Origin of the sequence: Microbacterium sp. zg-Y1090 (genome assembly GCF_030246945.1) — a bacterium.
In the GTDB taxonomy this organism is placed as follows: Bacteria; Actinomycetota; Actinomycetes; order Actinomycetales; family Microbacteriaceae; genus Microbacterium; species Microbacterium wangruii.
Window position 1 is genome coordinate 1,326,488 of record NZ_CP126742.1, and the last position, 21,509, is coordinate 1,347,996.

Annotated in this window: 23 protein-coding genes; 15 read left to right on the forward strand and 8 right to left on the reverse strand. The window is 72.3% G+C overall.

Features of this window, described 5'->3' with window-relative positions:
- The first annotated feature begins 9 nt into the window (after positions 1-9).
- From QNO26_RS06235 to QNO26_RS06265, 7 genes are all read left to right on the forward strand, one after another.
- Positions 10-777: an AzlC family ABC transporter permease gene (locus tag QNO26_RS06235; RefSeq protein ID WP_257531337.1), complete on the forward strand. Its 768-nt coding sequence runs from the start codon at positions 10-12 to the stop codon at positions 775-777.
- On the forward strand, positions 774-1,088 hold the full coding sequence (locus QNO26_RS06240) for an AzlD domain-containing protein (RefSeq protein WP_257531335.1): 315 nt from the start codon (positions 774-776) through the stop codon (positions 1,086-1,088). Before QNO26_RS06235 ends, QNO26_RS06240 begins: the two co-directional genes overlap by 4 nt.
- Positions 1,089-1,108: 20 nt before the next feature.
- A complete protein-coding gene (locus tag QNO26_RS06245; RefSeq protein WP_257531333.1) occupies positions 1,109-1,513 on the forward strand; it encodes a histidinol dehydrogenase in 405 nt (134 codons plus the stop codon).
- Positions 1,510-1,827 (forward strand): ferredoxin, encoded by a 318-nt coding sequence (gene fdxA, locus QNO26_RS06250; protein ID WP_257516462.1) that lies wholly within the window; start codon positions 1,510-1,512, stop codon positions 1,825-1,827. Before QNO26_RS06245 ends, fdxA begins: the two co-directional genes overlap by 4 nt.
- 1 nt (position 1,828) lies before the next feature.
- On the forward strand, positions 1,829-2,935 hold the full coding sequence (gene dapC / locus QNO26_RS06255; protein ID WP_257638316.1) for a succinyldiaminopimelate transaminase: 1,107 nt from the start codon (positions 1,829-1,831) through the stop codon (positions 2,933-2,935).
- 101 nt (positions 2,936-3,036) lie between these two features.
- Positions 3,037-4,347 carry a citrate synthase gene (locus QNO26_RS06260; protein WP_257531329.1) on the forward strand — a complete coding sequence of 437 codons (1,311 nt, stop codon included), beginning with the start codon at positions 3,037-3,039 and terminating at the stop codon, positions 4,345-4,347.
- Positions 4,348-4,441: 94 nt separating this feature from the next.
- Complete coding sequence (locus tag QNO26_RS06265) at positions 4,442-6,046, forward strand: L-lactate permease (RefSeq protein WP_257638317.1); 1,605 nt, start codon at positions 4,442-4,444, stop codon at positions 6,044-6,046.
- A gap of 3 nt (positions 6,047-6,049) precedes the next feature.
- Here QNO26_RS06265 and dapD read toward each other — a convergent pair whose 3' ends face one another.
- A complete protein-coding gene (dapD, locus tag QNO26_RS06270; RefSeq protein WP_257531325.1) occupies positions 6,050-6,997 on the reverse strand; it encodes a 2,3,4,5-tetrahydropyridine-2,6-dicarboxylate N-succinyltransferase in 948 nt (315 codons plus the stop codon).
- Between the two features lie 43 nt (positions 6,998-7,040).
- Here dapD and dapE point away from each other — a divergent pair, with 43 nt between their 5' ends.
- From dapE to QNO26_RS06285, 3 genes are all read left to right on the forward strand, one after another.
- Positions 7,041-8,117, forward strand: a complete 1,077-nt coding sequence (dapE, locus tag QNO26_RS06275; RefSeq protein WP_257531323.1) for a succinyl-diaminopimelate desuccinylase — start codon at positions 7,041-7,043, stop codon at positions 8,115-8,117.
- On the forward strand, positions 8,099-9,322 hold the full coding sequence (locus QNO26_RS06280) for a putative hexosyltransferase (protein WP_257531321.1): 1,224 nt from the start codon (positions 8,099-8,101) through the stop codon (positions 9,320-9,322). The genes dapE and QNO26_RS06280 overlap by 19 nt, the downstream gene beginning before the upstream one ends.
- An 84-nt stretch (positions 9,323-9,406) precedes the next feature.
- Positions 9,407-9,580, forward strand: a complete 174-nt coding sequence (locus QNO26_RS06285; RefSeq protein ID WP_257531319.1) for a DUF3117 domain-containing protein — start codon at positions 9,407-9,409, stop codon at positions 9,578-9,580.
- A 56-nt stretch (positions 9,581-9,636) separates the two neighbouring features.
- Here QNO26_RS06285 and QNO26_RS06290 read toward each other — a convergent pair whose 3' ends face one another.
- Positions 9,637-10,272 (reverse strand): O-methyltransferase, encoded by a 636-nt coding sequence (locus QNO26_RS06290; protein WP_257531317.1) that lies wholly within the window; start codon positions 10,270-10,272, stop codon positions 9,637-9,639.
- 70 nt (positions 10,273-10,342) lie between these two features.
- Here QNO26_RS06290 and QNO26_RS06295 point away from each other — a divergent pair, with 70 nt between their 5' ends.
- Positions 10,343-10,720 carry a twin-arginine translocase TatA/TatE family subunit gene (locus QNO26_RS06295; RefSeq protein ID WP_257531315.1) on the forward strand — a complete coding sequence of 126 codons (378 nt, stop codon included), beginning with the start codon at positions 10,343-10,345 and terminating at the stop codon, positions 10,718-10,720.
- Between the two features lie 3 nt (positions 10,721-10,723).
- On the opposite strand, the gene QNO26_RS06300 is transcribed toward QNO26_RS06295, so the two are convergent.
- Genes QNO26_RS06300 through QNO26_RS06310 form a run of 3 tightly spaced genes read right to left on the reverse strand, consistent with a single transcriptional unit; the run spans position 10,724 to position 13,715 of the window.
- On the reverse strand, positions 10,724-11,881 hold the full coding sequence (locus tag QNO26_RS06300) for a P-loop NTPase (protein WP_257531313.1): 1,158 nt from the start codon (positions 11,879-11,881) through the stop codon (positions 10,724-10,726).
- Positions 11,878-12,441 carry a DUF1003 domain-containing protein gene (locus QNO26_RS06305; RefSeq protein WP_257531311.1) on the reverse strand — a complete coding sequence of 188 codons (564 nt, stop codon included), beginning with the start codon at positions 12,439-12,441 and terminating at the stop codon, positions 11,878-11,880. The genes QNO26_RS06300 and QNO26_RS06305 overlap by 4 nt, the downstream gene beginning before the upstream one ends.
- Entirely contained in the window at positions 12,441-13,715 is a 1,275-nt protein-coding gene (locus tag QNO26_RS06310) for a magnesium transporter MgtE N-terminal domain-containing protein (protein ID WP_257531309.1), read from the reverse strand. The genes QNO26_RS06305 and QNO26_RS06310 overlap by 1 nt, the downstream gene beginning before the upstream one ends.
- Before the next feature lie 73 nt (positions 13,716-13,788).
- Between QNO26_RS06310 and QNO26_RS06315 the strand changes: the two genes are divergently transcribed.
- The gene (locus QNO26_RS06315) at positions 13,789-14,502 is read left to right on the forward strand and encodes a YflT domain-containing protein (protein WP_257531307.1); all 714 of its coding nucleotides are present in this window, start codon (positions 13,789-13,791) and stop codon (positions 14,500-14,502) included.
- A complete protein-coding gene (locus tag QNO26_RS06320) occupies positions 14,502-15,164 on the forward strand; it encodes an alpha/beta hydrolase family protein (RefSeq protein ID WP_257638318.1) in 663 nt (220 codons plus the stop codon). Before QNO26_RS06315 ends, QNO26_RS06320 begins: the two co-directional genes overlap by 1 nt.
- A 48-nt stretch (positions 15,165-15,212) precedes the next feature.
- Here the strand turns inward: QNO26_RS06320 and QNO26_RS06325 are convergent, their stop codons facing one another.
- The 3 genes from QNO26_RS06325 to QNO26_RS06335 all read right to left on the reverse strand — a co-directional run bounded on the left by QNO26_RS06325 (position 15,213) and on the right by QNO26_RS06335 (position 19,561).
- A complete protein-coding gene (locus QNO26_RS06325; RefSeq protein WP_257638319.1) occupies positions 15,213-17,015 on the reverse strand; it encodes a gamma-glutamyltransferase family protein in 1,803 nt (600 codons plus the stop codon).
- A 70-nt stretch (positions 17,016-17,085) separates the two neighbouring features.
- A complete protein-coding gene (locus tag QNO26_RS06330; protein WP_257638320.1) occupies positions 17,086-18,504 on the reverse strand; it encodes an aminopeptidase P family protein in 1,419 nt (472 codons plus the stop codon).
- A gap of 40 nt (positions 18,505-18,544) precedes the next feature.
- Positions 18,545-19,561, reverse strand: coding sequence for an endonuclease/exonuclease/phosphatase family protein (locus QNO26_RS06335; protein ID WP_257531299.1), 1,017 nt, complete (start codon positions 19,559-19,561; stop codon positions 18,545-18,547).
- A gap of 81 nt (positions 19,562-19,642) precedes the next feature.
- Between QNO26_RS06335 and QNO26_RS06340 the strand changes: the two genes are divergently transcribed.
- Positions 19,643-20,509 carry a PHP domain-containing protein gene (locus QNO26_RS06340; protein WP_257531298.1) on the forward strand — a complete coding sequence of 289 codons (867 nt, stop codon included), beginning with the start codon at positions 19,643-19,645 and terminating at the stop codon, positions 20,507-20,509.
- Between the two features lie 60 nt (positions 20,510-20,569).
- Positions 20,570-21,490 (forward strand): PfkB family carbohydrate kinase, encoded by a 921-nt coding sequence (locus QNO26_RS06345; protein ID WP_257638321.1) that lies wholly within the window; start codon positions 20,570-20,572, stop codon positions 21,488-21,490.
- Positions 21,491-21,509: the final 19 nt, after the last annotated feature.

Genomic DNA, 21,509 nt, shown 5'->3' on the forward strand with positions numbered 1-21,509 from the left:
CATCGACGGGTGAGTGAAGACCCGCCCTCCGCCGGGGCGGATGCCGACCGCCAGGTGCGACGCGCGACCCGCGAAGGGTTGGGCGTCGCCCTGGCGACCAGCGCCTACGGGGTGTCGTTCGGCGCGCTGGCGGTGTCCGCCGGCCTCGACGTATGGCACACGTGCGTGCTGAGCCTGATGATGTTCACCGGCGGCTCGCAGTTCGCGTTCGTCGGCGTGATCGGCGCCGGGGGAGTGGCTGCCGCGCCGGCGGCCATCGCTTCGGCGAGCCTCCTGGGCGTGCGCAACGTCGCCTATGCGATGCGCATGGCTCCGGTGATCGGCGGCCGGCGCTGGCACCGGGCCGCAGCGGCGCAGTTCACCATCGACGAGTCCACCGCCGTCGCGCTCGCCCAGACCGCGCCGCGTGCGCGCCGCGCGGGGTTCTGGGTCACCGGGGTCGGAATCTACGTCGGTTGGAACCTGTCCACCCTCGCCGGAGCGCTCCTCGGCGATCTGCTCGGCGACCCCCGTGCCTACGGACTCGATGCCGCGGCCGCTGCGGCGTTCCTCGCGCTGCTGTGGCCGCGCCTGCGGCAGCGGCAGGCGATCGTGGTGGGAGTCGCGGCCGCCGTCGTCGCCACCGTGCTCACGCCGGCCCTCATGCCCGGCCTGCCGGTGCTCCTCGCCGCAGTGGTGGCGATCGTGGTGGGCGCGTTCAACTGGTTCGCGCCCCGCGGAGCCGCGACGGGCTTCGCCGAACCCGACGACGTGCCCGAGCGGGAGGGGCTGCCGTGACCCTCTGGACCGCGGTGCTCCTGGCATCCGTCGTGTGCGTCGGGCTGAAGGCGGTCGGGTATCTCATCCCGCCGAAGGTGCTCGAGGCGCCGGCGCCCTCCCGCATCGCGGATCTGCTCACCGTGGCGCTCCTGGCCGCCCTCGTCGCCGTCCAGGCGCTGGGGATCGGGCAGGCCGTGGTGGTCGACGCCCGCGTGCCCGCCCTGGCGGTGGCCGCCGGGCTGCTGCTGCTGCGCGCCCCCTTCCTCGTGGTGGTGGTCGCCGCCGCCGCGACCGCCGCGCTGCTGCGCCTCGCCGGGTGGGCGGCCTGACCGCCGCCTAGACTGAACCCGTGACGACGACCGGTGCCCGCGTAGTGACGTGGATCCTCGCCCTCGCCGTGGGGCTCGTCTACGGTGTGGCCGGCACGGTCGCGCAGGCCTTCCTCCTCGGGCCGATCCCGCTGGGCCTGCTGCTGGCCGTCATCGGGGTGACCGCGCTGCTGATCGCGATGCGGCTGCTCACCGCCGACCGCTGGGCGGCTCTGGCCGCAGGTCTCGGCGTGATGGTGGCCGCGCTGGTGTTCTCCGGTGCCGGCCCGGGCGGGTCGGTCATCGTGCCCGCGCCACCCGCGGGGGAGTTCTCTCCCGGCCTGGTGTGGACCATCGCGGTTCCGCTGATCGTGGCGGTCGTCGTGGCCTGGCCGGATCTGTCCCGCCTTCCCTCTCCCGAGAGGTCGCCTAGACTGAAGCGGTGACGTATGTGATCGCTCTTCCGTGCGTCGATGTCAAGGACCGAGCCTGCATCGACGAGTGCCCTGTGGACTGCATCTACGAGGGTGAGAGGTCGCTGTACATCCACCCCGATGAGTGCGTGGACTGCGGCGCCTGCGAGCCGGTCTGCCCCGTCGAGGCGATCTACTACGAAGACGACCTCCCCGCCGAGTGGGCGGACTACTACACGGCCAACGTCGAGTTCTTCCAGGACATCGGCTCGCCTGGTGGTGCCGCCAAGACCGGGGTGATCAAGCACGATCACCCGATCATCGCCGCTCTCCCGCCGCAGGCCTGACGTGGGGGTCGCCGACCTCGCCGACTACCCCTGGGATGCCGTCGCGCCGTACGCGGCGACCGCGCGCGCCCACCGCGGGGGCATCGTGGACCTCTCGATCGGCTCTCCGGTCGATCCGACGCCGCCCGTCATCGCGGCCGCCCTCGCCGCCGCGACCGATGCGCACGCCTACCCTCAGACGGCGGGAACCCCCGGCCTGCGCGCGGCGATCGCCGCGTGGTTCGCCCGCCGGCGCGGCGTGCCGGGGCTGACCCCCGACCACGTCCTGCCGACGGTGGGTTCGAAGGAGCTCGTCGCGCTGCTGCCGCTGCTGCTCGGCCTCGGCCCCGGGGACGTCGTCGTGCACCCGCGCGCGGCCTACCCCACCTACGAGGTCGGCGCTCGGCTGGTCGGCGCGACGCCGCTGGCCGCCGACGATCCCGCAGACTGGCCGGAGGGCACCCGCCTGATCTGGCTGAACTCGCCGGGCAACCCCGACGGGCGCGTTCTCGACCACGACCACCTGCGTGCCGCGGTGACGCGTGCCCGGGAGCTCGGCGCGGTGATCGCCGGCGACGAGTGCTACGCCGAACTGGGCTGGGACGGCCGCTGGGCGCACGAGCCCGTCCCCAGCATCCTCGACCCGCGGGTGACCGGGGGAGAGCCCACCGGCGTGCTGTCGGTCTACTCGCTGAGCAAACAGTCGAACCTGGCCGGCTACCGCGCCGCGTTCCTCGCCGGAGACGGCGACATCGTCGCCCGGCTGCTGACGGCACGCAAGCACCTCGGCCTGATGCCGCCGGCGCCCGTGCAGGCTGCGGCTGCCGCCGCCCTCGCCGACGACGCGCACGTCGCGGCGCAGAAGGAGATCTACCGTCGCCGGCGCGCCGTGCTGCGCCCAGCCCTGGAAGGGGCGGGCTTCCGCATCGACCAGAGCGAGGCCGGCCTGTACCTGTGGGCCACCGAAGGCCGCGACGCCTGGGAGAGCATGGGCGCACTGGCCGAGCGCGGCATCCTCGCCGGTCCCGGCCACTTCTACGGCAGCCAGTTCCCGCAGCACGTGCGCTTCTCCCTCACCGCGACCGATGAGCGCATCTACGAAGCGGCCAGGCGACTGGCGCCCTCGTAGGTTTCCTCCACCCGATCGGCCGTTCCTCTGGCGCTGATCGGAGTACGCCGCCCAGCCCAGTAGGCTGTATCCACCGACGACCCCGACCGCAAGGAGGCTTCGTGAGCGACGCGAGCACCCAGCAGCCCACAGCCCCCCAGCCCGTAGCCACGGTGACGATCGGGGAGCGCACCGCAGAACTGCCGGTCATCACCGGCGCAGACGGCGCGCCCAGCGTCGACCTGTCGACCTTCACCAAGCAGACCGGTCACACCACCCTCGACTACGGCTTCGTCAACACGGCGGCCACGAAGTCCGCCATCACCTACATCGACGGCGATGAGGGCATCCTCCGCTACCGCGGATACCCCATCGAGCAGCTGGCGACCAACAGCACCTACCTCGAGGTCGCCTGGCTCCTGCTGTACGGCGAGCTGCCCACCGCCGACGAGCTCGGCGCATTCGACGAGCGCATCCGCCGTCACACGCTGCTGCACGAGGACATCAAGCGCTTCTTCTCGTCGCTGCCGCACACCGCGCACCCCATGTCGGTGCTGTCGTCGGCGACGGCGGCCCTGTCGACCTATTACGAGGGTCAGTCCGACCCCAGCAACCCCGAGCACGTGGAGCTCAACACCATCCGCCTGCTCGCGAAGCTGCCGGTCATCGCCGCCTACGCGCACAAGAGGAGCGTCGGCCAGGCGTTCCTGTACCCCGACAACTCGCTGAGCTTCGTCGACAACTTCCTGCGCCTGAACTTCGGCGTCATGAGCGAGCAGTACGAGATCAACCCCGTGATGTCCCGGGCGCTCGAGCGCCTGCTGATCCTGCACGAGGACCACGAGCAGAACGCCTCGACGTCGACCGTGCGCCTGGTGGGATCCACGGGGGCCAACCAGTTCTCCTCGATCTCCGCCGGCATCAACGCCCTCTACGGACCGCTGCACGGCGGTGCCAACGAGGCCGTGCTCGACATGCTCGCTCGCATCCGCGACTCCGGCGAGAGCGTGCAGCGCTTCGTCGAGCGGGTCAAGAACAAGGAAGACGGTGTGAAGCTCATGGGCTTCGGGCACCGCGTGTACAAGAACTACGACCCGCGCGCGAAGCTCGTCAAGGAGTCCGCCGACGAAGTGCTCACCGAGTTGGGCGTGCACGACCCGCTGCTGGATCTCGCGAAGGAGTTGGAGGAGATCGCGCTGAACGACGATTACTTCCAGCAGCGCCGCCTGTACCCGAACGTGGACTTCTACACCGGCGTCATCTACAAGGCGATGGGCTTCCCCACCCGCATGTTCACGGTGCTGTTCGCGATCGGCCGCCTCCCCGGCTGGCTCGCCCACTGGCGCGAGATGCAGAACGACCCGCAGACGAAGATCGGCCGCCCGCAGCAGCTGTACACCGGCTCGCCGCTGCGCGATTACCCCGGCGCCTGACGCGTCGCGGCCTCGCCGAGCCGGAGGGGTGACCTTCGGGGCCGTTGGGGCGTAGCCTGACCCGCGCACGACCATCCGTACGAGCGGAGGCGCCATGTGGGAACAGACGACGGACCCTTTCGGGAGCCTCTGGCTCTCTGCATTGACGGCGGCGATCCCGATCGTCGTGTTCCTGGTGTGTCTGGTGCTGCTCAAGCTCACCGGCATCCTCGCCGCCGTGATCGCGCTGGTCGCCCAGATCATCGTGTCGATGTGGGGGTTCGGGATGCCGGCGAGCGCCGTCGCCGGGTCCGGTCTGCTGGGCATCCTCACCGCGCTCTGGCCGATCGCCTACATCGTCGTGATGGCGCTGTGGCTGTACCGGCTGGCGGTCGCGAGCGGTCACTTCGACGTCATCCGCGCCTCGATCGGCGGCATCTCGCGTGACCAGCGCATCCAGGTGCTGCTGATCGCGTTCGCCTTCGGAGCGTTCCTGGAGGGTGCCGCCGGGTTCGGGGTCCCCATCGCCATCTGCGCTGCGCTGCTCGTGCAGCTGGGCTTCCGCCCGGTGCGGGCGGCCATGATCTGCCTCGTCGCCAACGCCGGCGCGGGCGCGTACGGCGCCATCGGCATCCCCGTGCTCGTCGGTGCCCAGGTCACCGGGATCGACGTCGCCCTGCTGTCGAAGGCGATGGTCGTCGTGCTGCAGCCGCTCACGGTGCTGATCCCCTTCCTGCTCGTCGTGATCCTCGACGGCTGGCGAGGCCTGCGGGAGACATGGCCGGCGACACTGGTGGTCACCGTGGTCTTCAGTGGCATCCAGGGCGGGGTGCTCTGGTTCCTCGGACCCGAGCTGGCCGACCTCGGCGCCGGTCTCGGGACGATGGTCGCGCTGTTCCTCCTGGGACGGATCTGGCAGCCCAAGAACCAGTTCCGCGCCGACGGCGATGCCGTCCCCGAGGCGCAGTCCCACTCGCTGGGTGAGATCGCACGGGCCTGGAGCCCGTTCTACATCCTGACGGCGTTCATCCTGCTGTGGAGCCTGCCGTTCTTCAAGAACCTGTTCGCCGCGGAGGGGCCGCTGGCCGGCGCCGCCTTCGCGGTGCCGATCGCCGGTTTGACCGACGAGGTGGTCACCGCGTCCGGCACCGTCGTCACCGCCACGTGGGCGTTCACGCCGATCAATGCGACCGGCACCGCCATCCTGCTGGCGGTCATCGTGTCGTACCTCACGACGCCACGCGCGTCGCGGCCGAGTCTGCTGGGGGAGTTGGGCGGGACGCTGCGCACGCTATGGCAGGCGCTCGTGCTGATCGCCCTGATCCTGGCGCTGGCGAACATCGCCAACTACTCCGGCGGTTCGACCTCGATGGGGCAGGCCCTCGCGGCGATGGGCGTGCTGGTGCCGCTCGTGGCCCCCGTCATCGGCTGGGTCGGGGTGTTCCTCACCGGCTCGGTGGTCAACAACAACACCCTCTTCGGGCCGTTGCAGGTGGCCAGTGCGCAGGGCATCGGCGCCGACCCGTCGCTGCTGGTGGCGGGCAACACCGCCGGCGGCAACACGGCGAAGGTCATCTCTCCGCAGTCGATCGCGATCGCCGCCGGGGCGGTGGGATTGTCGGGCCGCGAGAGCGAGATCCTGCGGGCGTCGATCCTCTACAGCCTGGGGATGCTGGTGTTCATCTGCCTGTGGTGCTTCACGCTGTTCCTGGTGTTCTGACGCTCAGGCGTGCAGAGCCTCGTTCAGTGTGACGCCGACGCCCTCGCGCCGCACGGCCTCGACGGCGCCGGTGAGCGAGTTGCGGCGGAACAGCACGCCGGAGGCGCCGGAGAGCTCTGCGGCCTTCACGACCTGGGGCGCGCCGTCGTGACGTGCCGGCCCGTCGGCGAGCACGACCTTCGTGCCGGCGGTGACATACAGCCCGGCCTCCACCACGCAGTCGTCGCCGAGCGAGATGCCGATGCCGGCGTTGGCGCCCAGCAGCGTCCGCGCGCCGATTGACACCCGGTGGCTGCCCCCGCCGGAGAGCGTGCCCATGATCGAGGCCCCGCCGCCGATGTCGCTGCCGTCGCCGACGACGACGCCCTGTGAGATGCGCCCCTCCACCATCGAGGCGCCCAGCGTGCCGGCGTTGAAGTTGACGAATCCCTCGTGCATCACCGTGGTGCCGGGGGAGAGGTAGGCGCCCAGGCGCACGCGGGAGGTGTCGGCGATGCGCACGCCAGCGGGAACGACGTAGTCGGTGAGGCGCGGGAACTTGTCGAGGCCCTGCACCTGGATGCCGTGGCGCTGCAGCGACGGGCGCAGCGCGGCGGCGTCGTCGGGGAGCATCGGGCCGGCGTTGGTCCACGCGACGATCGGAAGGTGACCGAAGATGCCGTCGAGGTTGAGGTCGTTCGGTGCGACGAGGCGGTGGGACAGCGCGTGCAGCCGCAGGTACGCGTCGGCGGTCGAGCCGGGCGCGGCATCCAGGTCGATCTCCAGCGACACCGCCGACACGGTCACCCGGCGTCGCTCATCGGGTCCGGTGAGGCCATCGAGATCCGCCTCGGCGTCGACGTCGACAGGGCGACGACCCGCCTCGGGGCGGGGGAACCAGGCGTCGAGCACGGTGCCGTCCGCCGCAGTGGTCGTCAGTCCCGTGGCCCAGATCCATCGTGCATCGCTCATCCCTCCAGATTATCGGGCTGCGCCGGCTGGCTAGACTCGGGGGATGCCACGGCTAGACCTCACCGCGTCCTCCGTCGACATCACCCGCGCGATCTGCGACATCCCCAGCGTCTCGGATGACGAGACCGCGCTGGCCGACGCGATCCACGAGGTGCTGATCGAGCTGCCGCACCTCGAGGTGCACCGCGACGGCGACACGATCGTGGCGCGCACCGACCTCGGCCGCGCCCAGCGCGTCGCGATCGCCGGCCACCTCGACACGGTGCCGATCAACGCCAACCTCCCCACCCGCCACATCGAGGTCGACGGCGAGCCCTATCTGTGGGGTCGCGGCACCGTCGACATGAAGGCGGGGGTGGCGGTGCAGCTCAAGCTGGCCGCGGAGCTCGTGGACCCCCGGGTCGACATCACCTGGCTCTGGTACGACCACGAGGAGGTCGAAGCCTCGCGCAGCGGGCTGACGCGCCTGGCCCGCAGCCGCCCCGACCTGTTCGCCGCCGACTTCGCCATCCTGGGAGAACCTTCCGGCGGCGAGGTGGAGGGCGGCTGCAACGGGACGCTCCGCGCCGTGGTGCGCACCCGGGGCGTGCGGGCGCACAGCGCCCGGGCCTGGATGGGCGACAACGCCATCCACGCCGCCGCCCCTGTGCTGGCCCGGCTCGCCGACTACCGCCCGCAGGAGATCGAGGTCGAGGGCCTCGTGTACCGGGAGGGTCTCAACGCCGTCCGCATCGCGGGTGGCGTCGCCGGCAACGTCATCCCCGACCTCTGCGAAGTGGAGGTGAACTATCGCTTCGCCCCGAGCCGCGACGCCGCCGAGGCGGAGCGCCATGTGCGGGAAGTCTTCGCGGGGTACGAGGTGGAGATCACCGACGCCGCGGAGGGCGCGCGGCCGGGGCTGGATGCCGCGCTGGCGCAGGAGTTCGTCGCCGCCGTGGGTGCCACGCCCAAGCCCAAGTACGGCTGGACCGACGTGGCGCGGTTCTCGGCGATGGGCGTTCCTGCCGTCAATTACGGGCCGGGCGACGCGATGCTCGCCCACCACGACGAGGAGCGCGTGCCGCTGGCGCAGATCGACGCCGTCGAGCGGGGTCTTCGCGCATGGCTGAGCGCTCCCTGACGCGTCCCACCCTCCGCCTGCCGGCGGGGATGCCGCTGTCGCTGCAGGTGGCGGCACTGTACGTGGGCGCACGGATCATCACGACGGGACTGCTGCTGGCCGCGGCGGCTCTCTCGGGGCCCGGCTCACGGTTCGGCGCCGACGCCACTGTGGGCGACCTGCTCTCCGGTTGGGACGCGCAGTGGTACTGGCTCGTGGCTGTGGCGGGTTACCCTGCTGCGCTTCCCATCACCGAGGCGGGCCTCGTCGCCGAGAACGCGTGGGCCTTCCTGCCGGTGTATCCGGCCGTGGCAGCGGTCGTGGGGCTGCCGCTGGGGTCGTGGGTGGCGGGCGCCGGCGTGGTCTCGCTGCTGGCCGGCTACGGCGCGACCTACGTGCTGTGCCGTCTGCTGACGCAGCGCATCGGCAGGGCGGCGGCGCTCTGGTCCGCTGCGATGTTCGCGTGCGCTCCGCTGGCGGCGATGTTCCACGTCGGCTATGCGGAGTCGCTGTTCCTGCTGGTGCTGATGCTCGGGCTGTGGGCCGTGGCGCGCCGGCGCTACGGGTGGCTGTACGCCCTCGTTCCGCTCATGGGGTTCACCCGGCCGGGCGTGCTCGCCTTCTCGCTCTTCCTGGCGCTCCACGGCATCCATCGCTGGCTCACCCGTCGCACCGAGCCGCTCCCGGCTCGTGATGTCGTGAACATCGTCGTGACCGGCCTGCTCGCCGCCGTCGTGGGGTTCTCCTGGATCGTCATCGCCGGCGCGGTCACCGGACATCCCGACGCGTACCTGTCGACCGAACTGGCGTGGCGTCGCTCGTGGCTGCCCGATGCCGGTGCGGGATTCGTGCCCTTCGAGGGGTTCGTGCAGGGAAGCGCCTTCTGGGCGGGAGTCCTGGGGCTGCCCGCCGCCGTCGGGGTGATCGTGCTCGTGCTGCTGGTCGGGCTGACGGCCGTGGCCCTGTGGCGAAGCCGTTACGCGCGCGCACTCGGGGTGGATCTGCGGCTCTGGAGCGCGAGCTACCTGCTGTATCTGCTGGCCGTCTTCTTCCCGCAGTCCAGCACCTGGCGCCTGCTGCTGCCGCTCTCGCCGCTGTGGGGCGCGGTCGCCGTGCCCCGCTCCACCGCCTGGCGGGTGGGGGTGCTGGCACTGTGCCTGGCCGGTCAGGCGTGGTGGATCTACGAGATGTACGCCCTCGGGAACACCTTCTGGAGGGTCCCCTGACCAGAGCGATGGGCGAGCCGGAATTATCCCATAGCCGTTTCACACGATAAACTCAGCGAGGACCTACGACGAAAGGGAGCCCGTATGGCAGCCATGAAGCCGCGAACCGGTGATGGACCGATGGAGGCCGTGAAGGAGGGACGCCTGATCATCGTGCGCGTTCCCCTCGAGGGCGGCGGCCGCCTGGTCGTCTCCGTCAACGACGACGAGGCGAAAGAGCTCTATGACGTCCTCGGTGGCGTCGTCAACGCAGCCTGACACATCCGTGACACGAGAGCGGCCGGTCCTTCGGGGCCGGCCGCTCTCGTGTGCGGTCAGCGTGAGGCGACGGTCGTCAGCTGCAGCAGGCCCTCGCCCGCGATCGACAGCGCACCGATGACGGCGGGCGATGCCTGGGTCTCCTGGATGAGGGAGCGATACGCGCTGGTGATCGGGTCGCGTCGCACCGGATCGGCCACGGCGCCTCCGCCGAGCACGCGAGGCACCAGCACGGTGCCCCCGGCGCGCACGAGGCGCAGGCCGTGCTCGACGTACTCGATGACGCCCTCGGGGTCGGCGTCGATCAGCACGATGTCGTAGGAGGCTTCGTTCATGCGCGGCAGCACGTCGGCTCCGCGGCCGGCGATGAAGCGCGCACGCGCGGGCGCGATGCCCGCGGCCGAGAACGCCTGGCGGGCGGCGCCGAGATGCTCCGGCTCGATGTCGATGGTGGTGAGGGTCGCCTGGGGCGATCCGTGCAGCAGCCAGAGTCCGGAGACCCCGGCGCCGGTGCCGACCTCGACGATGTTCAGGGCTTTGGAGGCCGCCGCGATCACGGCGCACTGTGCGCCGACCGGGGCGCTGATGGGCTCGGCGCCCAGCTCGAGCGCATGCGCCCGTGCCCTTCCGATCGCGTCGGGTTCGACCGTCACCTCCGCTGCGAACCTGCGGTTCGCGTCGTGCTCGCCCATGGCACCTCCAGGAGTCAGCGTACGCGGGTGATCCGCGGCAACCCCGCAGGCGCACGGGTAACCTGGAGGCATGGTGTTCGGGCTCACGTGGGAGAAGCTGCTGCTGATCGCCGTGATCGCCGGCATGCTCATCGGCCCCGAGCGACTGCCGCGCTACGCAGAGGGTCTCGCCCGCCTCACGGTCAAGGCGCGGGACTGGGTCTCCGGCGCGAAGACGCGTGTGCAGGAGGAGATGGGCGAAGGCCTCGACGACGTCGACTGGCGGAAACTGGACCCTCGTCAGTACGACCCGCGCCGCATCATCCGTGAGGCGCTGCTGGACGACGCTCCCACGACCACGGTGCGCGCCGCGGCGACCGGCGCGGCGATGACGACCGCTGCTGCGCCTGCGACGCCGCCGCTGCAGAGGCCCGACGGGCCGCCTCCCTTCGACAGCGAAGCGACCTGAGCCCTAGCGGGGAGCGAACGGCAGGGATCTGCCGGCCAGGCCACGCCCGCGGGCGAGCAGGTCGGCCGCCAGCGCGGTGATCGCGGCCGCCGCCGGGTCGTCGGGTGCCCCGACGACGACGGGCACGCCCGCATCCCCGGCCGCCCGCAGCGACGGGCTGAGCGGCACGGTGGCCAAGAGCGGCACCTCGGCGCCGTCGGCCGACAGCGCGCGGGCGACCGCGGCGCCGCCGCCGCTGCCGAACAGGTCGAGCACCGTGCCGTCGGGCAGTGTCATCGCGGCCATGTTCTCGACCACGCCGATGACGTGCTGCCCGGTCTGGCGGGCGACCAGGCCGCTGCGGACGGCGACATCGGATGCCGCGGACTGCGGGGTCGTCACGACGAGCACCTCCGCGTGGGGGAGGAACTGACCGACCGAGATGGCGACATCGCCGGTGCCCGGCGGCATGTCCAGCAGGAGCACGTCGAGGTCGCCGAAGTACACGTCGGTGAGGAACTGCTGGATGGTGCGGTGGAGCATCGGCCCGCGCCAGGCCACGGCGCCGGGGGCCGCAGTGTCACGGGGGAGGAACATCCCGATCGAGATCGCCTTCACGCCGTGCGCGACCGGCGGCAGCATCAGGTCGTCGATGCGGGTCGGCTGGGGCGGCATCCCGTCGCCATCGACCAGTCCCAGCAGGCCCGGGATCGAGAAGCCGTGCACGTCGGCGTCGATGACGCCCACGGCGGCGCCCCGGGCCGCGAGCGCGACGGCGAGGTTGGCGGTGAGCGACGACTTGCCCACGCCGCCCTTGCCGCTCGTGACGGCGATGACGCGGGTGAGGGAATCCGGGCCGAACGGCATCTGCCGCGCGGCGCGACCGCCCCGCAGCCGCTCCGTGAGCGCGGCGCGCTGCGCGGGGGTCATCACACCGATCTCGAGGTCGACCCCGTCGATTCCGGGGACGCCCATCGCCGCAGCGCGCACGTCGGCCTCGATCCGGTCCGCGGCAGGGCATCCGACGATCGTGAGGTCGATTCCCACGCGGGCGCGGGCGCCGTCGACACCGGCGTCGACGCTGATGCTGCGCACCATGTCGAGCTCGGCGAGGGGACGGCGCAGCTCCGGATCGGTGACGGCGCCGACCGCCGCGCGAACGGCGTCGTCGAGTGCGGTCATCGGTTCGCGTGCCCGTCGTCGGCGGTCTGTGGTCGGTCGGCGACGTCGTCGCCTTCTTCGGACTCTGGGCGGCGCTCGAGAGCGCGGGCGAGCTCCTGACGGAGCACGTCGCGGGTGACGACCTCGCTGGTGACCTCGGTCAGCGCCATGCGCAGGGCCACGATCTCCCGGGCCAGGTACTCGGTGTCCGCCAGGTTGCGCTCGGCGCGCTGGCGGTCCTGCTCGATCTGCACGCGGTCGCGGTCGTCCTGACGGTTCTGGGCCAGCAGGATCAGCGGGGCGGCGTACGAGGCCTGCAGCGACAGCATGAGGGTGAGGGCGGTGAACCCGTTCGCGGCCGAGTCGAAGCGAAGGTGCACCGGCATGAGGGTGTTCCAGGAGAGCCACGCGATGCAGAACAGGCTCAGCAGCAGCAGGAACATCGGCGTGCCCATGGCACGCGCGATCCACTCGGTGAACCGGCCGAACCGGTCGTTGGAGGGCTGCGGGGGGCCGCTGCGGGCGAGCATCCCCGGGCGTCCCCGGGGCGCCTCGAGGGTCGCCTTGCGTGCGCGCGCCATCAGCGGCCGACCGTTCGGCGGGAGACGCTGTCATGACGGGGCGCATCGTGAGAGCGCCAGTCGTCGGGCAGCAGGTAGTCCAGCACGTCGTCGACGCTGACCGCGCCGACGAGGCGGTGGCCCTGATCGACCACGGGGAGCGACACGAGGTTGTAGGTCGCCAGCAGTCGCGCCACCTCGGATGCGGGCGCCGTGGCCGGCACGGGCTCGAGGGAGTCGTCGATGATGGCGCCCAGACGCTCGTGCGGCGGGTATCGCAGCATCCGCTGGAAGTGGACGACGCCCAGCAAGCGGCCGGTGGGCGTCTCGAAGGGGGGCAGCGTGATGTACACGGCGGCCGCGAGGGCCGGGTGCAGCTCGTGCCGCCGGATGAGCGCCAGCGCCTCGGCGACCGTGTTCTCGGCCGAGAGCACGATGGGCTCGTTCGTCATGAGGCCGCCGGCGGTGTCGGGGCCGTACTCCAGCAGCGCCCGCACGTCCTCGGCCTCGTCGGGTTCCATCAGCTCGAGCAGCTGCGCGATGCGGCCCTCGGGGAACTGGCCGAGCAGGTCGGCGGCGTCGTCGGGCTCCATGTGGTCGAGGACGTCGGCGGCGCGCTCGTCGCCGAGGTTCTCGAGGATGTGCATCTGCTCGTCTTCCGGCATCTCCTCGAGGGCGTCGGCGAGGCGGTCGTCGGGCAGCTCGCCGGCGACTTCGAGCAGCCGCTCGGCAGGCAGGTCCAGCAGGGTGTTCGCGAGGTCGGCGGGGCGCAGCTCCGAGTAGGTGGCCACGAGCTGCTCGGCGGACTGCGCCTCACCGGGCACCTGGTGCTCGCGCACCTCGTCCCAGGCCGCGAACGTCGTCGGCCCCTTGGCGAAGGGCGCCGCGCTGGTCTTGGGTCGGCGCAGGAACAGCTGGGACACGTCCCAGTCGCCGAGGCGGCTGCGATCGATGGCGACGTCTTCGATGACGGCGGTGCCGCTGCCGTCGCGCAGGTACACCTTGCGCCCGAGCAGCTCCGCCATGACGCGCACCTCGCCGCCGCGCTGCTGGAAGCGGCGCACGTTGATCAGGCCGGTCGTGATGACCTGGCCCGTGGCGATCGAGGTCACGCGGCCGATCGACAGGAACACGTGGCGGCGGCCGGGGATCTCCACGACCAGCCCGATGACGCGCGGCGGGTCGTCCTTGCGGAAGATGACGACGACGTCGCGCACCTTGCCCAGACGGTCGCCGGCAGGATCGAAGACCGTGCAGCCGACCAGCCGCGCGACGAAGACCCTCTGCGTGCTCACGCCCCCAGCGTAGTGCGCGGGGTGCACCCGCGCGGCCCCGGCCCGCCGCGCGGACGCGTGCGAAGATGGGGGGATGAGCATGATGGGCGCGTTCGGATCGGGGCGCAACGCGGTGGGGGAGACCGTCGCGGTGTTCACCTCGTACGAGGCCGCACAGAAGGCCGTCTCGACGATGATCGCCGCGGATGTGCCCGCGCGGGACATCACGATCGTCGGTCAGGGACTGCGGTCGATCGAGAAGGTGACCGGCCGTCTCGGCTACGCCACCGCCGCTCGTCAGGGGGCCACCAACGGCCTGCTGCTGGGCCTGCTGTTCGCGGCGATCTTCGTGCTCGGCGCACCGGAGGTTCCCATCCAGCTGTTCGCCGGTGTGCTGCTCGTCGGCATCGCCGTCGGCATGCTGATGAGCATCATCGCGTACTCGTTCATCCGTCGCCGCCGCGACTACGCCTCGATCACGCAGGTCGCGGCGGAGCGCTATGAGGTCACCGTGCAGGCGGCCAGCGTGCACAAGGCCCGGCAGGTGCTCGGTCGCGCGGGAGCTCCCGCTGCGGCGCCTGCTGGGACGCCGGCCGGCGCCGCAGCGGCACCCGGCTCGGCGCCGCTGCCTCCGCGCCCTGCCGCTCCGGTGCCCCCACCCCCGATGGACCCCAGCGAACCGCCGCGCTACGGCGAGCGGATCACCCCGCCCCGGCAGAACGGGGACGCCGACGCGGCATCCCCGACGGACGCCGGTGCTGACGGCGGGAGCGCCGGCGGATCCGACGGCGGCGCCGCGGGCTTCTGATGCCGTCGCCGGTCGTCTCGCTGCCTTCGGGCGATACGGTCGTCTCGGCGGATGCCGAGTCGCCGCCTTCCCCGTGGGCGGCGATGGCGGTGGCACACGGCGCAGGCGCCGGCTACCGGCATCCCTTCCTGGTGGGCTTCACCCGGGGGATGGTCGCTGCGGGCGTCGCGACGCTGCGCTTCAACTTCCCCTACGTGGAGGCCGGCCGGCGCATGCCGGGACCGCCCGCTGCGGCCGTGGTGACATGGCAGGCGGCCGAGGCCACGCTGCGGGAGCTGCACCCGGACCTGCCGCTCTGGGCGGTGGGCAAGTCCTATGGCGGGCGCATGGCGTCGCTCGCCGCGGCCGACGGGATGATCGCCCCCACGGGACTGGTCTACCTCGGCTACCCGCTGCACCCCCCGGGGCGCCCCGATAAGCCGCGCGTCGATCATCTGCCGCGGGTGACGCCGCCGCAGCTGTTCGTCGAGGGCACGAACGATCCGTTCGTCGATCCGCACGAGCAGCTGCAGCAGGCGGTGGCGACGTGCCGCGACGCGTCGGTGCACTGGATCGAGGGCGGCAACCACTCCTTCGAGGTGAAGGGACGCCGGCGGCCCGCCGACGAGATCGGCGAGCAGCTGGCCGCCGACGTCGCCGGGTGGATGCGCACGCACGCCTGAGGCCGCGCACCATCCGCGCTGAGGGGCGTTTCGGCGCCGCCGCGGCGTTCAGCGCCCGGCGGCGTACCCCTGCATGCCGCGGGGGTTGGCGGCTGCCCACAGCACGCCACGGCTGCGGTCGATGCCGACACCGCTCAGTCGTCCGAGGGCCCAGGGACCCGACCGCGTCACGTCGTGGCCGCGCTCCGCCAGTCCGGCCAGCACGTCGTCCTCGAGCCGGTCCTCGGCGATGACGCCCGCCGGTGTCCACGTGCGCGGCCAGAACGAGTCGATCAGCGCGGTCGTGTGCAGCGTGGGCGCGTCGATGGCCTGCTGCGCGGAGTACCCGCCGGCGAGCATCCGTACGAGCATGGGCAGCTGCCACTGCTCCTGCTGGTCTCCGCCCGGCGTGCCGCACGCCATCACGGCAGCACCGTCGCGCAGCACCAGGGTCGGGGTCAGCGTGGTGCGGGGACGACGGCCGGGGCGGAGGGCCGACGGCGACTGCTCGTCGAGCCAGGTCATCTGCAGTCGCGTGCCGAGGCAGAAGCCGAGCTCGGGCACAGTGGGCGAGGACTGCAGCCAGCCGCCCGACGGGGTCACCGCCACGATGTTGCCCCACCGGTCGACGACGTCGATGTGGCAGGTGTCGCCGCGCGTCTGCCCCGACCTCGCGACGGTCGGCTCACCGGCGCCGGCCACGGCGGCCGTCTCGCCGGTATCGGTGCGCAGGGGCGGGCGGAACGGATGCCGGCCCGGCAGCGTCCCCGGTCGCCACTCGTGCGACGCGCAGTCGCCGATCTGGCGGCGCCGGGAGGCGATGTAGTCCTCCGACAGCAGCGCCGCGACGAGCCCGTCGTCGCCGTCGTCCCCGAAGTAGGCGTCGCGATCGGCGAGGGCGAGCTTGAGCGCCTCGACGATGGTGTGCGCGCCGTGCGCGGTCGCCGGGTCCAGCGCGTCGTCGTCGAAGCCGTCGAGGATGCGCAGCGCCTCCAGCAGCGCGGGGCCCTGGGTCCACGGGCCCGCCTTGGCGACCGTGTGACCGCGGAACCGCGCCGACACCGCCGGCTCGTACCCGGCGTCGAAGCCGGCGAAGTCGGCCGGGGTGACCACTCCCGCGTGATCGGTCCCGGACGAGTGCCGGTGGGGGGTGGCGAGGAAGGCGGATGCCGCCTGCGCGACGAGCCCGGTCTTCCATTCGCGCCGTGCGGCGTCGATGCGGGCCCGCCGGTCGGGTGCGGCGGAGCCCGCGGCGACGAGACCCTCGAGCACCCTCGCATAGGCGGGGTTGCGCACCAGGTCGCCGGCGGCGGGCACGACACCCTCCGGCATCCACAGCTCTGCGGAGCTCGGCCAGGCGTCGCGGAACAGCCCCGACACCCGCTCGATGGTCGCCGAGACCGCCGCGAGCAGCGGATGCCCGTCACGCGCGTAGCCGATCGCGTAGGCGAGCACGTCGCCGACCTCCCACGTGCCGTGGTCGCGCAGCAGCAGCAGCCACGCATCCACCGCGCCGGGCACGGCCGCGGCGAGGCCACCGGCACCGGGGACGAGGTCGAGCCCCTCACCGCGCAGGTGCGGGATCGACGCCCCCGCGGGAGCCGGCCCCTGGCCCATCAGCACCGTGGGTGCGCCGGCGTCGGCATCCCCGCGCTGGAAGATCCCGACCAGGTCGCCGCCGGGGCCGTTGAGGTGAGGCTCGACCACGTGCAGCACGAAGCCGCCCGCGACGACCGCGTCGAACGCATTGCCGCCGCGCTCGAGCACGGACTGCGCCACCGCCGTCGCGGTGGCGTGCGTCGAGGCGGCCATGCCGAAGGTGCCCTCGAGGGTCGGCCGCGTGGTGAACGCCGGCGGCGGCGTGAAGCTCACGCGCGGCGATCCCGGTCGCGCGGGCGCGGCGCGTCGTGCTCGCGGTGCGCGCCCGCGCGACCCGCGGTCATCACGCCGGCTTCTCGCCGGCGATCCAGGCCTCGACCTCGTCGGCCGTGCGCGGGATGCCCGCGGAGAGGTTGACCGGGCCGTCCTCGGTCATGAGGATGTCGTCCTCGATGCGCACGCCGATGCCGCGGTACTCCTCGGGCACGGTGGTGTCATCGATCTGGAAGTACAGTCCGGGCTCGATGGTGAACACCATGCCCGGCTGCAGGATGCCGTCGTAGTACATCTCGCGCCGCGCCTGCGCGCAGTCGTGCACGTCGATGCCCAGGTGGTGGCTCGTGCCGTGCACCATGTAGCGGCGGTGGTGGCCGCCGGTGTCGGCGTCGAGGGCCTCCTCGGCCGTCACCGGCAGCAGACCCCACTCCGCCGTGCGGCGCGCGAGCACGGCCAGCGCCGTCTCGTGGAGGGTGCGGAAGGTGACGCCGGGCCGGGCCGCCGCGAACGCGGCATCCGCCGCCTCGCGCACGGTCTCGTAGATGCGCCGCTGGATGTCGGTGAAGGTCCCCGACACCGGCAGCGTGCGCGTGATGTCGGCGGTGTAGAGGCTGTCGACCTCGGCGCCGGCGTCGATGAGGATGAGGTCGCCCGGCAGCACCGCCCCGTCGTTGCGGGTCCAGTGCAGGTAGCAGGCGTGGGGTCCGGATGCCGCGATCGTGTCGTAACCCACCGCGTTGCCGTCGCTGCGCGCCCGCTGGTGGAACACGCCCTCGACCACCCGTTCGCCGCGGGGATGCTCGATGATGCGCGGGAGGTTGGCGACGATGTCGTCGAACCCGTCGGCGGTGACCTCGACCGCGAGGCGCATCTGCGCGATCTCGTAGTCGTCCTTGATCAGCCGCATCTCGGAGACGACGCGGGTGAGGTCGGCATCCTCGCCGACGACGAGGTCGTCGTCGCCTGCGGCGAAGTCGTCGAGGTGTGCGGTGGCGATGCCGAGCTCCCCGGCGACGCCGTCGAGGTCGGGGCGCGGGCCGATCCAGAACTCGCCGATCGAGGCGTCGGAGTAGAACTCCGCCGTCGTGCGGTCGGCGCGCTCCCGGAAGTACAGGGTCACGTCGTGGCCGTCGTCGGTGGGCTCGAACACCAGCACCGCGTCGGGCTGGCTGTCGGCGCCCCACCCGGTGAGGTGGGAGAACGCCGAGTGCGCCCGGAAGGGGTAGTCGGTGTCGTTGCTGCGCTGCTTGAGCGAGCCGGCGGGCACCACGAGCCGCTGACCGGGGAACGCCTCGGACAGCGCCGCCCGCCGCCGTGCGGCATAGGGCGCCTGCGCGCGCTCCTCGGGGAGGATGGCGGGACGCTCGGCCCAGCCGGTCGAGATCGTGTCCAGGAAGCCCTGGCCGTAGTTCTGACGCCGGTTGGTGCTGGTGTCGGTCTGCTGCGGTTCGGTCGCGGTCGTGCCGCTGTCGCCTGACGAGTTCATGCTTCCAGTGTCCCACCTGCAGACGTGAGAGCAGTGAGAATCAGCCCGCCGGCTCCAGCTGCACCACCAGGGGGCGGTGATCGCTGCCGACGCCGTCCATGGACGTCAGCACGACGGAGCCGCTCACGGTCCAGGCATCCGTCGTCATGACGTGGTCGATGGGGGAGCCGATGAGGGAGGGCACGTCGGTCGGCCAGGTGCCGGCGGCCCCGGTGCCGCTGTCGGCGGCGGCGTCGCGGCAGCGGCCGAGGTGCCCGCCGTCGACGCCCATGCGCAGCATGTGGTCGATGGTGGCGTTGAAGTCCCCGGCCATGATGACGTCATCGGCGGCGCACTGGTCGGCGAGCCACTGCAGATCGTCGCGCCACGCCTGCATGGCGTTCTGGCGGGGCGCGACGGCGTGGGCGGCGACGATGATCGGCCCGCTGCCGTCCACCGGCATCGCGACGGCGCTCGGCACGACCGAGGTGTTGCTGGAGCCGTCGCGGGACGACTCGATCACGGCGTAGTCGCCGAGGTCCGGTGAGATGAGCAGGGTGGTCGACGAGGCATCCCACAGCCCGTGCTTGGTGTGGTGCGCCCACATCGGGTGCCCCATCTCGCGCATCGCCTCGGCCACCGCCGAGCCGGTCTCGATGGTCGTCTCCGGCAGGGCGACGACGTCCGCCTCCATCGTGACGGCCGTCTGGGCGATCTTCTCGGGAGCGGTGGCCTCACCCCCGGCGGTGTTCCAGGTCATCACGCGCAGGCTCGTCTCGCCCTTGGCCGGGAGGGCTTCTGCGCCCACTCCGCGTTCCGCGACCATCACGGCGCCGGCGCCGGCGGCGAGGAGGCACACCGTGGCGATCGACAGCGCGAAGGCGCGCATCGGTCGGGCCAGCGCCAGCAGGAGCGCCAGCAGGAGCATCGTCGCGAACGCCAGCACGATGAGCGGACGGAAGGCGACGATCTGGGCGATCGGGAACATCCGCTCCACACGGAAGAAGGACGGCCATGTCACGATCGCGGCGCCGATCGCGAACAGGACCGTCAGGAGGATCCCGGTCAGACGCAGCACGTCGCGACTCTATGACAGCACCCTGGGAGATCGACCGACGACGCACCCGCCGTGCGCGTGTCGCGCCGGTACGCTCGGAGGGTGAGTGCAGGACGGCGACGCGTCGAGGGGCCCAGCGACCTTCATCTGCACTCCGTGCACTCCGACGGCACCGAGCCGCCGGCCCAGGTGATGCAGGCCGTGCATCGGCGAGGGCTGCGGACCGTGTCGCTCACCGACCACGACACCACCGCCGGCTGGGCCGAGGCCGCGGAGGCCGCGACCTCGCTCGGGATCACGTTCCTGCCGGGGATGGAGCTCAGCAGCACCCACGAGTGGCGCAGCGTGCACGTGCTCGGCTACCTCTTCGATCCGGACGACCCAGCGCTGCGGGCCGAGACCGACCGCATCCGGACCGCTCGCATCGGTCGCGCGGAGCGGATCGTCGCCGGCATCGCTCGCGACTACGACCTGACGTGGGACGACGTGGTGGAGCAGACCGGGGAAGGTGCGACCGTGGGCCGCCCCCACATCGCCGACGCGCTGGTCGCGCGGGGTCTCGCCGCCGACCGCAGCGACGCGTTCGCGGGCATCCTCGCCCCCGGCGGCGACTATTACGTGCCGCACTACGCGCCCGACGTCGCCACCGCCGTCTCGCTCATCGCCGGTGCCGGGGGCGTGCCGGTCATCGCCCACCCCGCCGGGCGCGGGCGCATGATGCCGCTGTCGCTCTATGAAGAACTGGTGGGTCTCGGCCTCGGCGGGGTCGAGCTCGGCCACCGGGAGAACTCCCCGGAGGGCGCGGCGGTGCTCGCCGACTTCGCGCGGCGCCATGACCTCATCGTCACCGGCTCGAGCGACTACCACGGTCTGGGCAAGCCGAATCTGCCGGGCGAGCACACGACGTCCGATGAGATGGTCGCCCGCATCATCGATCGCGCCACGGGCAGCACCCCGGTGTACCCGTGACGCGCGCGGCGCATTCCCCGGGCCGCACCGCGGCCGCAGGGTCAGCAGAGAGGACGCCCCATGCCCACCGGCCCTGACGTCACCGTGATCGGCGAGGCACTCGTCGACATCGTCCATGCGCCCGACGGCATCCGCACGAGTCCCGGTGGCAGTCCCGCCAACGTCGCCCTGGCGCTCGCGCGGCGCGGGCTGGCCGCAGAGCTGGTCACCCAGCTCGCCGACGACGACCACGGCCGGGCCGTGCGCGCGTGGCTCAGCGGGTCCGGGGTGGCGGTGCGCGTTCCCGGCGTCCCCGCGCGCACGTCCACCGCTGTGGCACGCCTGGATGCCGAGGGTGCGGCGTCCTACGCGTTCGACATCGTCTGGGCGCCGCAGCCGTGGTCCACGTCGACGGCCCCTGTCGTGCACGCGGGTTCGATCGCCGCCGTGCTGCGCCCCGGCGCCGACGTCGTCGCGGCGGCGCTCGACGCGGCCCGGGAGCACGCGGTGGTCACTTACGACCCCAACATCCGGCCGTCGCTGATCACGGATCCCGACGACGTGCGCACGCGCGTCGCCCGCCTGGTCGCCCTGTCGGACGTCGTGAAGGTCAGCGGCGAGGACCTCGACTGGCTGCATCCGGGTGAGGATCACCGACAGGTGGCGGCGGACTGGGCGGCGGCCGGACCGGCACTGGTGGTCGTCACCGAAGGCGCTGACGGGCTGTACGCGGTGCACGGTTCGGGAGCGGTCGAGGTGCTGGCCGCACGAGTGCAGGTCGTGGACACCGTCGGCGCGGGTGACACGGTGATGGCCGCGCTCATCGCGGAGCTGCACGCCCCGACGGCGGCGGACGCCCGCGCCCGCATCGCCGGGTGGAGCAGCGGAGAGCTCGAGGCGCTGCTGCGACGCTGCGCCGCCGCCGCAGCGATCACCGTGTCGCGTCCTGGCGCCGACCCGCCCTGGGCGGCGGAGCTGCGCGCCGCACCCCCGATGGCCTGAGCGACGGCGCCCCGGGATC

Coding starts and splice junctions, on each gene's coding strand:
- QNO26_RS06295 (WP_257531315.1), top strand. CDS start 10,343: ATGGTGTTCGGGCTCACGTGGGAGAAGCTGCTGCTGATCGCCGTGATC.
- QNO26_RS06330 (WP_257638320.1), bottom strand. CDS start 18,504: ATGAACTCGTCAGGCGACAGCGGCACGACCGCGACCGAACCGCAGCAG.
- QNO26_RS06285 (WP_257531319.1), top strand. CDS start 9,407: ATGGCAGCCATGAAGCCGCGAACCGGTGATGGACCGATGGAGGCCGTG.
- QNO26_RS06305 (WP_257531311.1), bottom strand. CDS start 12,441: ATGGCGCGCGCACGCAAGGCGACCCTCGAGGCGCCCCGGGGACGCCCG.
- QNO26_RS06300 (WP_257531313.1), bottom strand. CDS start 11,881: ATGACCGCACTCGACGACGCCGTTCGCGCGGCGGTCGGCGCCGTCACC.
- QNO26_RS06320 (WP_257638318.1), top strand. CDS start 14,502: ATGCCGTCGCCGGTCGTCTCGCTGCCTTCGGGCGATACGGTCGTCTCG.
- QNO26_RS06265 (WP_257638317.1), top strand. CDS start 4,442: ATGTGGGAACAGACGACGGACCCTTTCGGGAGCCTCTGGCTCTCTGCA.
- QNO26_RS06315 (WP_257531307.1), top strand. CDS start 13,789: ATGAGCATGATGGGCGCGTTCGGATCGGGGCGCAACGCGGTGGGGGAG.
- dapD (WP_257531325.1), bottom strand. CDS start 6,997: ATGAGCGATGCACGATGGATCTGGGCCACGGGACTGACGACCACTGCG.
- QNO26_RS06290 (WP_257531317.1), bottom strand. CDS start 10,272: ATGGGCGAGCACGACGCGAACCGCAGGTTCGCAGCGGAGGTGACGGTC.
- QNO26_RS06280 (WP_257531321.1), top strand. CDS start 8,099: ATGGCTGAGCGCTCCCTGACGCGTCCCACCCTCCGCCTGCCGGCGGGG.
- QNO26_RS06345 (WP_257638321.1), top strand. CDS start 20,570: ATGCCCACCGGCCCTGACGTCACCGTGATCGGCGAGGCACTCGTCGAC.
- dapE (WP_257531323.1), top strand. CDS start 7,041: ATGCCACGGCTAGACCTCACCGCGTCCTCCGTCGACATCACCCGCGCG.